A 14,068-nucleotide genomic window follows, 5' to 3' on the forward strand; every position below is an offset into this window, starting at 1 on the left:
GATTGTTCATCCGAACTGTCGGTATTACCCGGGCCACCATGAGGATCGGGCTGGCCAATATCGTCTACAACATGCGCCGCTTCCTCTTCCTGCAGCGGATCAGCACCACAGCGTAGCTATCAAGCGGGTAACAGCTCCCAATCTGCTCAAAACGCAGACCGGATGCCATCGCAAAAACCGTCAATCAAATCGCCAAAAGCCAGAAATTACCCGCCAAGCACATCAGTCAACGGTTCTTCGATCCCTCCACCTGCTCTGTGATTCCATTTCTTCTGCATTGATTGGAAGGATGATGATGAAGCCCAGTTTCTTTGACGTTGAAGAGTGGCTGTCCCGGTTGAGCGGTCTGGGTGATCAGCTGGAGGCCTCCAGCTTAGCGGGGGGCAAATCCACACACGGACGAAAACGCAGAGAAAAAGTTACCTGGACAATCATCAATCAAAACACCATAACTCTGAAATCAGGAAACAGGAGTTCAAAAAACGGTTCTTAGAGCCTGTTTGAGAATGTGTTGATGCGCTTCGCTATCTGGCACGAACAGGCGGTGGATGGCGTATGCTGCCGAACGACTTCCCGCCCTGGCAGACAGTGTATTGGTGGTTCCGCCGCTTCATACGCCGGCTCCTGTTCCGCACGATCCACGACGTCGCACTGATGCTCGACCGTGAACGCGAAGGGCGCGAGCAGAGCCCGACGGCCGCCGTGGTTGATAGCCAGTCCATCAAGGCACCAGCCGCAGAAAAGCGGGGCCTTGATGCTGGCAAGAAGGTTGTCGGTCGTAAACGACACAGTGCCGTCGATACAGATGGCCGACTGCTCATGGTCAATCTGACCACCGCCGATATCTCCGACAGTGCTGGTGCTCAAGCAATCGTCGTGGCCATTCGCAAGCGATGGCCCTGGCTCAAGCATCTGTTCGCTGACGGTGCCTACGACCGCACCCGTCTTATGGATGCCGCGACCTATCAGGATTTCGTCCTCGAGATCATTCGCCGCTCCGACAAGGAGCCGGGCTTCAAGGTGTTGCCCCGGCGCTGGGTCGTCGAGCGCACTTTCGGTTGGATGATGCGCTGGAAGCGTCTCGTTCGGGATTACGAGCAGAGGATCGACGTCTCGGAGGCAATGATCCATGTCGCTCTCGGTAGCCTCATGCTCCGCAGAATTGTCCATCCATGACCATTCTCAAACGGACTCTTAGAGCCCTCCACCTTTTTTCCACAGAGATAATACTCAATACAGATATCAGAATTATTATTTTTTACTCAAAATTAATTTTGTTAAATGCAATAATTAACTCATTAATGAATTTAATTTTCATGATTTAACGCAAAAATCAATGTTAATTGATTTTATTTTTTAATATGTCTCAAAAAATATGCCCAAAGCAAAAATATAATGCTTTTTGAATTTTCATTTCGTAGAAGTTATAATTATACATCAGGCATACTCGTTTTTTAATATTTTTGTTTTCGCTAACAAACAAACCCGCATTAAGGAGTAACCACTTTCATGATTCCCCTTCGGCCTAACTTTGTATCGTCTAGTGTGAATGGTCTTAGCCTGCTGAAAACAACAGCTACTTTACCCGGTAGTTTTGTTTGCCTTTTAAGTTGCGGCACAGCGCAAGCTGCGGATGCAACTCCGGCTATTAATACCGGCGACACAGCCTGGATGCTGGTGAGCGTAGCTCTTGTGCTGATGATGACCATTCCTGGGCTAGCGCTGTTTTATGCGGGAATGGTGCGGAAAAAGAACGTGCTGGCGACACTGATGCAGTCTTTTGCCTTGTGCTGCATTATGTCTATCGTCTGGATGGTCGCCGGGTACTCTCTGGCCTTTACTACGGGTACCCCGTGGATTGGTGGTCTGTCACGCACATTCCTGAGCGGAATCGGCGCGCATATTCATAATGGTGCCGATATTGCCTTCACACTTGGCGCGGATTCCCCGAACGCCACCACGATGACGATTCCTGAGAGCCTCTTCATGATGTTCCAGATGACGTTCGCCATCATCACGCCAGCCCTCATTTCCGGAGCCTATGCAGAACGCATGAAGTTTAGTGCCATGTGCGTCTTTTCCATTCTCTGGTCTCTGCTGGTCTATGCGCCCATCGCGCATTGGGTCTGGAGTCCGGTAGGCTGGCTGGCAGGGCTTGGAACCGCGGATTTTGCTGGCGGCACCGTTGTCCACATCAATGCGGGTATTGCTGGCCTTGTCTGCGCGCTGGTTCTTGGGAAACGCAAAGGCTTTGGACAGGATGATCTCTCCCCCTTCAATCTGACTTACGCGATCATCGGGGCGTCTCTCCTGTGGGTCGGCTGGTTTGGCTTTAACGCCGGGTCGGCTGTCGGGGCCAATGGGCGTGCAGCCATGGCTATGGCAACCACTCAGATTGCAGCAGCGGGTGCAGGTGTCGCCTGGATGCTTGTTGAATGGCTGCGCAGCGGCAAGCCAACCGTTCTTGGTGTTATTTCCGGCGCGGTAGGGGGACTGGTTGCCATTACCCCCGCCGCTGGGTTCGTGCTACCGGGAAGCGCGCTTATTATCGGGCTGATTACAGGCGTTATCTGCTACTGGAGCGCGACGTCCCTGAAGCATCTTATGGGCTATGATGACAGTCTGGATGCTTTTGGCGTGCATGGCGTGGGGGGCATTGTCGGCGCTCTGCTGACCGGGCTGTTTGCTTATGGGCCGCTGTCCGCCACGGATGCCAATCCTTCCGGAATTACCGGCTCTCTGCATCAGTTTATGGTTCAGGGGGAAGCCGTTCTTGTCACCATTCTGTGGTGTGGTGTGATCTCCTTTATTCTGCTGAAGGCCATTGATCTGGTGATCGGTCTACGCGTCACACCAGATGAAGAACTTGAAGGGCTGGATATGTCCCTGCACGGAGAGCGGATTAACTAACGCGCTCCTTCTCTCTGTTCTATTCTGCCGTCTTTTCTGGCCCCCTCCTGCCTCATGCGGCTGGAGGGGGCTTTTTTATACTTTCCTCTTTTCAGGCATGAAGGCGGCCTTTGGATAACCCTTTTCCAAACACATTTATTCATCATAAGATACTGAGACAGTCAGGGTGCTGTGGCATGGTGCTGCATCTTCCTGCCCTGCATTTGGATGAGGTTTTTCCTTATGACATCTTCCGCTCGCTTTGCGCTTGCAGCACTGGCCCTGAGCTGTGCCACCGCCCTTTCCGCCCCGGCTGCTCATGCTCTGAGCGCCAAGGAATGTCATGCCAGCTTTGCGGCCGCCCGCACCGCTGGGACGCTGGATGGCCAGAGCTACAAGCAGTTTAAAGCTGCTAAATGTGATGCCGCAGCAGCACCTGCCGCCTCAGCAACTCCGGCAGCGGCTGCTCCGGCTGAAACCGCGAAAGACGCTGCTCCCGCAGTTCCTGCAACAGCCCCGGCCGCAGCTAGCGCGACGGCTCCGGCAGCCGCCGCTGCCACAACAGCAGGCGTTGTCTTCCCGAGCGCTGTCTCACCGCAGTATGCCAAGCTCAGCGCTGGTAAAGCTCGCATGAAAACCTGCCTTGACCAGTACAACACCAATAAAACGGGTACAGGAAATGGCAACCTGAAGTGGATTCAGAAAGGTGGCGGCTATTACAGCCAGTGCAATACCCGTCTGAAAGCAGGCTAATATCCTTGTCTGGAGCGCCTTCTCTGGCGCTCCTTCTTTTTTCGGAACATTCTGTAACGACTATAAATCACTTTACCGCTCGCTAAGCTTTTCAGCGTTAGTTACGCCGCCGGAGCGCAGGCATGACGTAGAGTGTCCCTGTCTGATACGAAATCCAGACACGATGCGCCGCAAACCAGTCTGACCCAAGCAGCATATCCACCGAATCATGAATGGGTGCGACCGTCAGAACAGGCTCTTTTTCCTGCTCCTGCCCGATCTGGAAAGTGTGAAAACGATGCCAGTGATAAACTTGCTGATGACCATCGACGCCGCTCGTCAGGCCACCCGGATCAGCCGCTAACATGCGGGCCGTCACACCCAGTTTTTCCGCAGCTTTATCTGACAGGATACGGGACCGCGCCCCGCTATCCACCAAGGCCCGCAAAGGCCTGCCATCCAGCATCACCTGAACAATCACCCGACGTCCGGCGGACTGAAGCGGCACAGCGCGGTAAATAACATGCCAGTCGGATGGTCCGGCACAGGCCGTTGAACCGCTTTTGACAGACCAGAACGTCAGCCAGCCCTCCGCAACATTGAATTCTACATCATAGTGCGAGAGCAGATCTCCACCAACCAGACCTTCAACCGGTGGTTGTGTTGTCGGTTTACCCGGCAGATCCCCAACCGGCATGGAGACAGGTCCGGCCTCAAGCCCCCCCAGCGTGAGAGACCGCACGACCACATTCGGCACCATACGCCCAACCCCGCCGGTGCCCTGCATGACTGTGTGAACAGACGGGTCAAGCAAGACCTGAAAACGCTCGGCGGCATCCGGGGAAAGCAGACTCCCCTCCGATCCGGTATCAACAATCATGCTCGCAGCGTGTTTGTTGATTTCAACGGGGATGTTCAGAAAACCCTGATCATCATGCAAAGGGACACGGGCAATCCGCTCACGGTGGCATACCCCCTCGGCAGCCAGCGCCACAGGAGCCAGAAGCGAGGGAGATGCGGCTGACCACAATGTGGCCAGAAGCGCTGTACGGAGTGCCCGTGTCCGCATGGTGTCAGCCTAATTCCCGTGCAAAGCGGTCTGTGGCCTCCAGCAGGGCGCTGAGGATGCCGGGTTCAAACAGCGCATGGCCTGCGGCGTTAATCAGTCTGAACTCTGCTTCCGGCCATGCCCTGTGCAGGTCCCATGCCGTACGCACAGGTGTGGCCATATCATAACGCCCCTGCACAATAACGGTCGGGATATGCCGGATACGGTCCACATCACGGATCAACTGCCCCTCTTCCAGCCAGCCACCATGCACGAAATAGTGGTTTTCAATGCGTGAGAACGCCAGCGCGTAATCCGCCTCCTCATGCTGGGTTTCAATATCTGGTGCGGGGAGCAGGGTGAGCGTGCGCCCTTCCCACAGGCTCCATGCCAGAGCGGCTTCCTGCCGTACCGCAACATCCTCCGAGACCAGACGCTTGCGATACGCCGCCATCATATCCCCGCGCTCTGCCTGCGGGATAGGAGCCTGGAAATCCTCCCATTTATCCGGGAAGAGCCAGGAGGCACCCTCCTGATAATACCAGAGCAGTTCGGCCTTCCGCAGCGTGAAGATGCCGCGTAGCATCAGGGCTGTTACGCGCGTCGGGTGAGTCTGGGCATAGGCCAGCGCCAGCGTGGACCCCCATGACCCGCCGAAAACCGCCCATTTATCAATCCCGAAAAACACCCGCAGGCGTTCAATATCAGCCACCAGATGCCATGTGGTGTTATTCTCCAGCGAGGCATGCGGTCTGGACCGGCCACAGCCACGCTGGTCAAACAGCACGATGCGATAACGGGAGGGGTCAAACAGACGGCGCTGCGCCGGGGAGCATCCGCCACCGGGGCCACCATGCAGAAACACCACCGGAATACCGTGCGGATTGCCACATTCCTCCCAGTAAATCTCGTGCCCTTCCCCGGTATCCAGATAGCCGTGGGCGTAAGGGTCTATAGCGGGCCAGGGAGCGCGCAGGGCATCGGTCATTAGTCTCGTGTTCCTTCTCTCGGCTGAGCAGTTTTTTGCGCACGCGGATGCGCACGGCTCCACACATCAAGCAGGCGGGCTTCATCCGCAAGAGTGTATCGTTGTGTGGTGGACAGGCTGGCATGCCCCAGCAGTTCCTGAATGATGCGCAAGTCCGCGCCACCTTCCATCAGATGTGTCGCAAAAGAGTGGCGCAGCGCATGGGGCGTGACATGGTCCGGCAGTCCGGCCAGCGCACGCCATTCCCGCATGGCCTTCTGGGCAACTCCGGCCTGCAACCGTCCGCCCCGCACCCCCGGAAACAAAGGCGACTCCGGCGCGGGTGAAGGATGCTGCTTGCGCCACGCTTCAAGCGCCTGCTGCACAGCGGGCAGCACAGGCACCAGACGTTCCTTGTTCCCTTTTCCGCAGATACGCAGAACACCGCTACTGATCAGAGTTCCGAGGTCGGCAATATTCAGATTCAGAGCCTCTGAAATACGCAGCCCGCAGCCATACAGCAGCAGGAACAACGCGCCGTCACGCTGCCTCGCCATTGGGGTATGAGCCAGTTCAGCAATATCTTCCGGCACAGCTTTGGCGTCTGTCACGCTCAGGGGGCGTGGCAGAGGTTTCTTGCTGCGGGGTGTGGCCAGCAGAGCAATCGCCGGGTTTTCCACCCCCTGCCTGCGGGCAAGATACCGGAAAAAGGACCGTACGGCGGACACCCGCCGCGCGCGTGTCCGGGCAGCGCGGTCCGGCGTGCTCTGCCGCATGCGGGAGGCAGCAGACCGCGCCTGCTCCTGCGCCAGCCAGGCGCGAAAATCCCTCAGGCTGACCCGTGCCAGCCCCGCCATGTCGGGCAGGCCATCCAGATGCTCAGACATAAAGCCCAGAAACCGGGCCAGATCGGCACGGTAGGCATCAATCGTCAGGGGGGAGGCCCGCTTTTCCGTCGCCATCCATTCCAGAAATTTCTGGACGGCTTCTTCCGCTGTCATGGCATCCCCTCACACAGATCCGCACCCGTCAGGATGCTCTGATGGCTGAGCAGACTTGTTCAGACTTTTTCGGGTTTCGCAAGCACTGTTCTTTAACCGGGCCTCCGCTTACATAGGACCTCATGGCGTCCACACCTCCCACTCTTTTTCAGTCTGCGCAGAGTCCGGCTTCCGCCGCGGGGAGTGCACGCCAGAGAGTGTCCGTGCTGCTGCCCATGCCCTTCCCCGGTCCGTTTGATTATGCGGCTCCGGCGGACATGCCCCTCCAGCCGGGCGATATTGTCACGGTGCCGCTCGGACACCGCAGGCAGACCGGCGTAGTGTGGGACGCAGCCTCTTCTCTGCCGCCAGAATTTGCGCCCCCGCCTTCCCGCACAGTGGACGCCGCCAAACTCCGTCCGGTCGCGGAGCGGCTGGATCTGCCACCACTGACAGCAGAGTTGCGGCGCTTTGTAGACTGGGTGGCCGCATACACTCTCTCCGCCCCCGGCATGGTTCTGGCCATGACGCTGCGGCTGCATATGCGTGGCGTGCCTACGCCCACCACAGGCTGGCTGGCAGCATCTCCCCCGCCGGATGGCCTGCGCCTTACCCCCGCCCGCCAGAAAGTGCTGACTTTGCTGGCAGATGGTACGGCCCGCACCACCACAGATATTGCCACAGCCGCTGGCGTTGGCCCCGGAGTTGTGAAAGGTCTGGCGGATGCTGGCGCGCTGACCTCCGTGGCGCTCGGGCCGGCACGCGCCTTTGCTGCCCCTGACCCACACCATAACCTGCCCGTGCTGGAAGGTGCGCAGGCTGAAGCCACAAACGGCCTCCGCCAGACCGTGACTGAAGGCGGGTTTTCCGTCACACTGCTGGAAGGGGTAACAGGCTCCGGCAAGACCGAGATTTATCTGGAAGCCATTGCTGCCTGTCTGGAGCAAGGCAGGCAGGCACTGGTTCTGCTGCCGGAAATTGCGCTTTCAGCCCAGTGGATGGAACGCTTTACGCGCCGCTTTGGCACACAGCCCGCCATCTGGCATTCCGAAGTGGGCCAGCGCGCCCGCCGTCTGACATGGCACGGAACGGCGGACGGCAACGCGACGGTGGTGGTAGGCGCACGCTCCGCCCTGTTCCTGCCGTTTAAAGACCTCGGCCTGATTATTGTGGATGAAGAACACGAGGCCCTCTTCAAACAGGAAGAAGGCGTGATCTACAGTGCGCGGGATATGGCAGTGGTACGGGCGCGACTGGCAGGATTCCCGATTGTGCTGGTTTCTGCCACGCCCAGTCTGGAATCTCTGGCCAATGTGGAGGCAGGGCGTTACCGGCATCTGATTCTGCCCTCCCGCCACGGCGGAGCGGCCCTACCGGAAACCCGGATTCTGGACATGCGGGATCACCCGCCACCCCGAGGTCTGTTTCTCTCCCCTGCCCTGACGGAAGAACTGGCCGCGACGTTCGAGCGGAAGGAACAGGCCATGCTGTTCCTCAACCGGCGCGGCTATGCGCCGCTGACCCTCTGTCGCAGTTGCGGGCACCGGATGGAATGTCCGCACTGCACGGCATGGCTGGTCGAGCACCGGAATCGTAAAATACTCTCCTGCCATTTTTGCGACCATACCGAACCGATGCCCGAAACCTGCCCCTCCTGCGGCGCAGAGCAGAGCCTGACACCCATTGGCCCCGGTATTGAGCGGATTACAGAAGAGGCCCGTCATCTGTTCCCCGATGCGCGGATTCTGGTCATGGCCAGTGACACGCTGGGCGGCCCCGCCGCTACAGCGGAAGCGGTCGGCAAGATTTCCCGCCGGGAGGTCGATCTGGTGATCGGCACACAGATTGTCGCCAAAGGCTGGCATTTCCCGCACCTGACACTGGTCGGGATTGTGGATGCCGATCTGGGCCTTGGCGGGGGTGATTTGCGGGCGGGGGAACGCACAATCCAGCTTTTGCATCAGGTTGCAGGCCGTGCCGGACGCGCCAGCACACCAGGGCGCGTGCTCCTGCAAAGCTACACGCCAGAGCATCCGGTGATGCAGGCCCTGCTCTCCGGGGATTTTGACGCCTTCATGACGCAGGAAGCCGAGCAGAGGCGCCCCGGTTTCTGGCCGCCTTACGGGCGTCTGGCGGCCCTGATTGTCAGCGCGGACACGGCCGCCGCCGCAGATGATGCTGCTGCGGCTCTTGGCCGCGTGGCCCCTTATGGGGATGGGATTCAGGTGCTTGGCCCCTCCCCGGCCCCCATGGCCATTCTGCGCGGGCGGCACAGGCGGCGTCTGCTGCTCCGCACCCGGAAAACCATTGCCGTGCAGCCTATTCTGCGCCGCTGGCTGGGGTTGATAAAACTGGAACGGCATGTGCGCGTGGATGTGGATATCGACCCGGTTTCCTTTTTGTAAGTCCGGTCTGCCGAACTGCGGTCGCTTTCCGTCTGCGGCCCCTGCTGCGCATCGGAGCATCGGAGCATCGGAGCATCGGAGCATCGGAGCAGTGTCATATTTTATTTATAACGATGCTGAATCATTTTGTCGTAAAAGCGTGACTTAGAGCTTTTCCGTTCCTGCTAATCTGCAATCAGGGCGACGGGAATCCCGGCGTACACGCACGGAAACGGCCTGTGAGGACTCTCTCGTGAAGCATTATTCCCTGATTGGTATCGGCATCTATTTTTCATCATGGGTCGGGGTCGCGCTGCTTGGACTGGCCTATTGTGACTGGCATGAGGTGGCCTACACCGTTGTGCTGATGCCGCTCATATCGCTGGCCGTTGGGACCGCGATCGTCCTGTTCCTGAAATTTGTGCTCAAGAAAGAGCGGAGACTGGCCAGTTTCTACCGCTCCCGCATCCAGCAGCCGGTGTGGCGGGCCGTGTTCTGGCTCCTCCCCTTTCCGGCCCTCACGCCTCTTGTGCTGCACATTCTGCATGGGCACCCGCAAAACAACGATATGCTGGGACTAAAAATTCTCACTTTGCTCAGTATTATTATGGCGGGGGAAGTTCTGGCGCTGGATGTGACGGAAGAAGTTGTGGAAGGCCGCGCCGCAGACCCTCATCTGGCGGAAACGACTGAGCCCTCCTGACAAGACCGTCTGTCCATAAAATCTGCCCATAAAAAAAAGCGGGCCAGAAGCCCGCTTTCCATGATGCTCTCTCAGCATACCGCCTGACAGGAGAGCCTCTTACTTCTTGACGTCCGCACTATCATTCGCAGGCTTGGCCGTGCTGGTCAGAACCGTGCTCACCGTGCTGCGCAGGATCATGACGCGGACATTCGGGGCAATTTCCACCTCAATTTCCTGACTGTCATCACGGGATTTCTGCACAATCCCGATAATGCCGCCTGCGGTCACAATCCGGTCCCCGCGACGCAGCGCCTTGAGTTCATTCTGAAGCTGCTTCTGCTTCTGCTGCTGCGGGCGAATCATCAGGAAATACATAATGACGAACACGCCGATAAACGGCAGGAACGACATCAGACTCGAACCAGCCCCACCGCCACCGGCGGACTGGGCATAGGCTGCGGGAATAAGAAAATTGGACATGAGGACAGACTTTCCGGAAAGGCTGGTTGCGCAATGAAGATGCGTGACCATAATTTTCACGGCTCACACGTCAAGCATCCCGTGCCTGATAAACCGTAGTCCTGCTTCTTTTTCTGCCCGCCAGTTCCGGGCAAACTGACCTTCCACCCCAACCATGGACCCTGCCCTGATGGATTCAGCCCCTCTCTCTGTCCTTGAACGTATTGCGTCAGCGCTGGAGCGCCTCTCCCCTCCGCCGCCAAGTCTGGACGGGGTGGATCAGGCAGATGCCTTTGTCTGGCTGCCCGAACGCGGGCGCCTGCTGGCCGTCCCGCATGTGGCGCATGTTCCGGCCACCCTGTTGCAGGGCGTAGACTCGCAGCGCCAGACGCTGATGGACAATACCGAGCACTTTGCCCGTGGGCTGCCCGCCAATAATGCCATGCTCTGGGGCTCCCGCGGCATGGGTAAGTCGTCACTGGTCAAAGGGGCACATGCGCTGGTTAATCAGGTAGAAGGCAAGCCCTGCGCGCCCGGTCAGGGCCGGGTGGCGCTGGTGGAAATCCAGCGCGAAGATCTGGCAACCCTGCCCGAGCTTCTGGCCATGCTGCGGCAAAGCCCGCGCCGCTTCATTCTCTTCTGTGATGATCTGTCTTTTGAAAAAGAAGACCGGGATTACAAAGCCCTGAAATCCGTGCTGGATGGCGGCATTGCAGGGCGGCCTGAGAATGTTCTGTTTTATGCCACGTCCAACCGCCGCCACCTGATGCCGCGTGAGATGATTGAGAACGAGCGCGCCACGGCCATCAATCCGTCTGAAGCCACGGAAGAAAAAGTGTCCCTGTCTGACCGGTTTGGCCTGTGGCTGGGGTTCCATGCCTGCCCACAGGATGTGTTTCTTGACATGGTGCGGACCTATGCGGGAGAACGCGCCCTTCCCATCAGCGATGAGGATCTGACGGCCCGCGCCAGCCAGTGGGCCATTACCCGCGGTGGCCGTTCGGGCCGGGTGGCGTTCCAGTTCATTGAAGACCTTACGGCAGAACTGGCCTCCAGCCGCTAGACCCTCCGCTCGCTCCCCACGTACAGCCAGCTAAGGACATCCCGCTTTATGGCTCTTCCCGTTTTTGCAGGTCTCGCCGCCGAGCCGGTGGATAGTGTTGCGCATATTATTCAGGTCGCACTCACTCCGGTTTTCATGCTCTCGGGCATCGGCACCCTGCTGAACCTGTTCAATACCCGTCTGGCCCGTGTCTCTGACCATATTGAGCAGGCCAACGCCCTGCTGACGGATGACAATGACGATCCGGACCGCAATCTGACACTGGAGAAGCATCTGGTCCGCCTGCACCGCCGCACGCTGATGCTGGACACCGCCATTCTGGCGGGGGGCCTTGGGGGCGCTGCCTCCTGCGGGGCTGCCTTTGTGCTGTTTCTGGGCAGCGTGCGGGATTCCTCCGTCGCCACATGGCTGGTAATCATGTTCGGGCTGGCGCTTGCCTGCACGGTCGGCGCACTCGCCCTGTTTCTGGGAGACAGCCTGATTGCCTGGCACGGGCTGAAGCGGGAGGGACCTATGCCCAGACCGGCACCCAGGGCAGCCTGATTTTCAGTTTGCGAATAATTTGCAAATAAAAACGGGCGAACCCGGCTCTCCGCCCTTTCTGCGTCTTGCCTCTTTGTGTGATATACGGTTGCATACATCCGCTATTAGGCCGTGTCAGGGTGACGCAGCCCCGAACGTCATGACATGAGGCAAGATGAACCAGACCGTTCAGAGTGACACACCAGACGATACACCCTCTTTTGGCGCGGGGCATAACACGACCGGCACGGATCTGCGGCGCGTCCGCTCCAATCCGGACTTCTGGTATCCGGTGGCATGGTCAAAGGAACTCAAGCCGGGCAAGACCATCGGCACGCGGTATGCCGGCACCCCCATCGCACTGGTGCGCCCGACGGAAGGCGCTATTTTTGCACTGGAAGACCGCTGCGCGCACCGGCAGGTGCCGCTCAGCAAAGGCAAGGTCTGCGGTCAGTCCGTCCAGTGCTGCTATCATGGCTGGGCCTATGGCCGTTCAGGCCGCTGCATTGATGTGCCGTATCTGGGCAAGGGCAAGCTGCCCAACGGAGTACGCACCTTTCCCTGCCGTGAGCAGGATGGCCTGATTTTTGTCTTCCCCGGAGACCCGGATAAAGCGGATTCCGTGCCGCTGCCGCCGCGTCTGGCCCGTGTGGGAGACCCGGCATACAAGACCCGCTTCTTCGGGCAGGAAGTCAAATGCCATTACAGCTTCATGCATGAGAACCTGATGGATATGAACCATCAGTTCATGCACATGAAGCAGATGGGCCAGATGCGCCCGCGCTTTCTGGGCCAGAAACGCGAGCCCGGTCTGGTGGAAGCCCAGTATTCCTTTGCCCGCACCAGTGGCAAACAGCCGCTGGGTGAAGCCCTGATTTTTGGTGAACGCCGCGATTCCTCGGAAAAATTCCAGCATCGTGACGTCATGACCATCCGGACGGAATATCCCTATCAGACACTCCGTATCCAAACAGGGGATGAAGACCCGGTGATGGATCTGTGGATTGTCTATGTTCCGCAGGATGCGGAAGAGCTGACAAACCGGACGTTCGGCCTCCTGTCTGTCAAACGCCCCAAGGTGCCGGGGGTGCTGGAACTGGCATGGCCGTTCCTTGTCGCGTTTACCGAACGGATTTTTGCGGAAGACCGTGAAATTGTGGAGCTTGAACAGCAGGCCTGGCGTGAACTGGGCGGGGACCACAATGTGGAAGTCTTCCCTGTCATCAACGCCCTGCGTGGCCTGCTGGCGGAATGCGGTGTGCCCGCACCGGCTGTGAATGCCTGACATCACGTCTCTGGTTCTGGAGGCGCCGCCCTACCGGCTGCGCCCCCTTCTGCCTGATGATGCGCCTGCGCTGCACAATCTGGTCAATGACTGGGAAGTGGTGCGCATGCTCAGCCGCCTGCCCTTCCCCTACCCGCGGGCACTGGCGGATGACTGGATTGCCTCCACGCTCTCCATGCATCGGGCCAGAGAAGGCTGCCATTTCGCTATTCTGGATGAAAACAATACCCTCCTTGGCTGCGTGGGCCTGCGTGTGCAGACCGTGCCGCAGGTGGGGCGCGTCGGCATGCTGGGCTACTGGGTTGGCCGCACATACTGGGGCCGGGGCATTGCAACCCGCGCAGCCGGGCGGCTGGCCCGCTGGGCGCTGGCCAATCTGGACATTACCTGCCTGCGCGCCACGGTAGCGGAGGATAACGCAGCCTCTGCCCGTGTTCTGGAACAGATCGGCTTCCGGGCGATTGGCGCGGACAAGCAGATGTTTGTGGCCCGTGGTCGCGAGCACCCCGTCCGTGTTTTTGAAGCCACGCGGGATGATCTGGATACCTCTTCAGGCACGCCACAGAGCGAGGGGGCAGCCCCCCGCAAACTCGTGCTGGTTTCCGCCGCCGCGCTGATTGACGCACAGGGACGTATTCTGCTGGCCAGACGCCCGGAGGGCAAAAGTCTGGCCGGACTCTGGGAATTCCCCGGCGGCAAGGTTGAACCCGGAGAAACGCCAGAAGCCGCGCTGGTGCGGGAACTGGAAGAAGAGCTTGGACTGGATGTCTCCCGCGCCTGCCTTGCGCCGTTTACCTTTGCATCCCACGCCTACAAGGCGTTTGACCTACTGATGCCGCTCTATCTGTGCCGCCGCTGGACCGGCACCCCAACAGCAAAGGAAGGGCAGACACTTGCATGGGTCGCGCCGGAAAAGCTGCAGGATTACCCCATGCCGGATGCGGATATTCCTTTTGTCCCGCTTTTGCAGGAATTACTTTAAAATCCACCAGCCCTGCTGCATAGCAGGCCCTGCGGCAGGAGGGCAGATCGATGCTTGACGAACGCAAGCCAC

12 protein-coding genes and 2 pseudogenes are annotated in these 14,068 nt (G+C 58.8%); 10 read left to right on the forward strand and 4 right to left on the reverse strand.

The genetic code is table 11. The features are described from left to right. The 4 genes and pseudogenes from KP699_RS16420 to KP699_RS09255 form a co-directional block, all read left to right on the forward strand. A pseudogene (locus KP699_RS16420) lies at window positions 1-116 on the forward strand (IS5/IS1182 family transposase); the annotation flags it as partial. A 388-nt stretch (window positions 117-504) separates the two neighbouring features. Then, window positions 505-1,176, forward strand: a pseudogene (locus KP699_RS09245) (IS5 family transposase); the annotation flags it as partial. Window positions 1,177-1,509: 333 nt separating this feature from the next. Beyond that, window positions 1,510-2,910 (forward strand): ammonium transporter, encoded by a 1,401-nt coding sequence (locus KP699_RS09250; RefSeq protein ID WP_374196914.1) that lies wholly within the window; start codon window positions 1,510-1,512, stop codon window positions 2,908-2,910. 222 nt (window positions 2,911-3,132) lie between these two features. Beyond that, window positions 3,133-3,642 (forward strand): hypothetical protein, encoded by a 510-nt coding sequence (locus tag KP699_RS09255; RefSeq protein WP_252346912.1) that lies wholly within the window; start codon window positions 3,133-3,135, stop codon window positions 3,640-3,642. Between the two features lie 97 nt (window positions 3,643-3,739). Here the strand turns inward: KP699_RS09255 and KP699_RS09260 are convergent, their stop codons facing one another. From KP699_RS09260 to KP699_RS09270, 3 genes are read right to left on the reverse strand one after another with little or no spacing between them, the layout of a single operon-like run. Beyond that, window positions 3,740-4,690 carry a retroviral-like aspartic protease family protein gene (locus KP699_RS09260; RefSeq protein WP_215762399.1) on the reverse strand — a complete coding sequence of 317 codons (951 nt, stop codon included), beginning with the start codon at window positions 4,688-4,690 and terminating at the stop codon, window positions 3,740-3,742. Between the two features lie 4 nt (window positions 4,691-4,694). Further along, complete coding sequence (pip, locus tag KP699_RS09265) at window positions 4,695-5,657, reverse strand: prolyl aminopeptidase (RefSeq protein WP_086655641.1); 963 nt, start codon at window positions 5,655-5,657, stop codon at window positions 4,695-4,697. Continuing rightward, the gene (locus tag KP699_RS09270; RefSeq protein ID WP_215762400.1) at window positions 5,657-6,637 is read right to left on the reverse strand and encodes a tyrosine recombinase XerC; all 981 of its coding nucleotides are present in this window, start codon (window positions 6,635-6,637) and stop codon (window positions 5,657-5,659) included. Before KP699_RS09270 ends, pip begins: the two co-directional genes overlap by 1 nt. A gap of 122 nt (window positions 6,638-6,759) precedes the next feature. Between KP699_RS09270 and KP699_RS09275 the strand changes: the two genes are divergently transcribed. Both KP699_RS09275 and KP699_RS09280 read left to right on the forward strand, forming a co-directional pair. Then, window positions 6,760-9,021, forward strand: a complete 2,262-nt coding sequence (locus KP699_RS09275) for a primosomal protein N' (protein WP_215762401.1) — start codon at window positions 6,760-6,762, stop codon at window positions 9,019-9,021. A gap of 232 nt (window positions 9,022-9,253) precedes the next feature. After that, a complete protein-coding gene (locus KP699_RS09280; RefSeq protein WP_215762402.1) occupies window positions 9,254-9,703 on the forward strand; it encodes a hypothetical protein in 450 nt (149 codons plus the stop codon). 99 nt (window positions 9,704-9,802) lie between these two features. On the opposite strand, the gene yajC is transcribed toward KP699_RS09280, so the two are convergent. Then, a complete protein-coding gene (gene yajC, locus KP699_RS09285) occupies window positions 9,803-10,165 on the reverse strand; it encodes a preprotein translocase subunit YajC (RefSeq protein ID WP_025825341.1) in 363 nt (120 codons plus the stop codon). 169 nt (window positions 10,166-10,334) lie between these two features. On the opposite strand from yajC, the gene KP699_RS09290 reads away from it, so the two are divergent. The 4 genes from KP699_RS09290 to mutT all read left to right on the forward strand — a co-directional run bounded on the left by KP699_RS09290 (window position 10,335) and on the right by mutT (window position 13,996). Next, on the forward strand, window positions 10,335-11,207 hold the full coding sequence (locus KP699_RS09290; RefSeq protein WP_086655695.1) for an ATP-binding protein: 873 nt from the start codon (window positions 10,335-10,337) through the stop codon (window positions 11,205-11,207). A gap of 48 nt (window positions 11,208-11,255) precedes the next feature. Next, on the forward strand, window positions 11,256-11,750 hold the full coding sequence (locus tag KP699_RS09295) for a DUF2721 domain-containing protein (RefSeq protein ID WP_086655645.1): 495 nt from the start codon (window positions 11,256-11,258) through the stop codon (window positions 11,748-11,750). 154 nt (window positions 11,751-11,904) lie between these two features. Next, window positions 11,905-13,014 carry an aromatic ring-hydroxylating dioxygenase subunit alpha gene (locus tag KP699_RS09300; RefSeq protein WP_077931351.1) on the forward strand — a complete coding sequence of 370 codons (1,110 nt, stop codon included), beginning with the start codon at window positions 11,905-11,907 and terminating at the stop codon, window positions 13,012-13,014. Continuing rightward, window positions 13,007-13,996 carry an 8-oxo-dGTP diphosphatase MutT gene (gene mutT / locus KP699_RS16690; protein ID WP_215762403.1) on the forward strand — a complete coding sequence of 330 codons (990 nt, stop codon included), beginning with the start codon at window positions 13,007-13,009 and terminating at the stop codon, window positions 13,994-13,996. The genes KP699_RS09300 and mutT overlap by 8 nt, the downstream gene beginning before the upstream one ends. Window positions 13,997-14,068: the final 72 nt, after the last annotated feature.

The sequence above is a fragment of the Acetobacter sp. P1H12_c genome (assembly GCF_018811975.1).
GTDB lineage: Bacteria > Pseudomonadota > Alphaproteobacteria > Acetobacterales > Acetobacteraceae > Acetobacter > Acetobacter persici.

What these genes read in the sequence shown, in the direction of transcription:
- KP699_RS09250 (WP_374196914.1), top strand. Translation starts at nt 1,510, where the DNA reads ATGATTCCCCTTCGGCCTAACTTTGTATCGTCTAGTGTGAATGGTCTT.
- KP699_RS09255 (WP_252346912.1), top strand. Translation starts at nt 3,133, where the DNA reads ATGACATCTTCCGCTCGCTTTGCGCTTGCAGCACTGGCCCTGAGCTGT.
- KP699_RS09260 (WP_215762399.1), bottom strand. Translation starts at nt 4,690, where the DNA reads ATGCGGACACGGGCACTCCGTACAGCGCTTCTGGCCACATTGTGGTCA.
- pip (WP_086655641.1), bottom strand. Translation starts at nt 5,657, where the DNA reads ATGACCGATGCCCTGCGCGCTCCCTGGCCCGCTATAGACCCTTACGCC.
- KP699_RS09270 (WP_215762400.1), bottom strand. Translation starts at nt 6,637, where the DNA reads ATGACAGCGGAAGAAGCCGTCCAGAAATTTCTGGAATGGATGGCGACG.
- KP699_RS09275 (WP_215762401.1), top strand. Translation starts at nt 6,760, where the DNA reads ATGGCGTCCACACCTCCCACTCTTTTTCAGTCTGCGCAGAGTCCGGCT.
- yajC (WP_025825341.1), bottom strand. Translation starts at nt 10,165, where the DNA reads ATGTCCAATTTTCTTATTCCCGCAGCCTATGCCCAGTCCGCCGGTGGC.
- KP699_RS09290 (WP_086655695.1), top strand. Translation starts at nt 10,335, where the DNA reads ATGGATTCAGCCCCTCTCTCTGTCCTTGAACGTATTGCGTCAGCGCTG.
- KP699_RS09295 (WP_086655645.1), top strand. Translation starts at nt 11,256, where the DNA reads ATGGCTCTTCCCGTTTTTGCAGGTCTCGCCGCCGAGCCGGTGGATAGT.
- KP699_RS09300 (WP_077931351.1), top strand. Translation starts at nt 11,905, where the DNA reads ATGAACCAGACCGTTCAGAGTGACACACCAGACGATACACCCTCTTTT.
- mutT (WP_215762403.1), top strand. Translation starts at nt 13,007, where the DNA reads ATGCCTGACATCACGTCTCTGGTTCTGGAGGCGCCGCCCTACCGGCTG.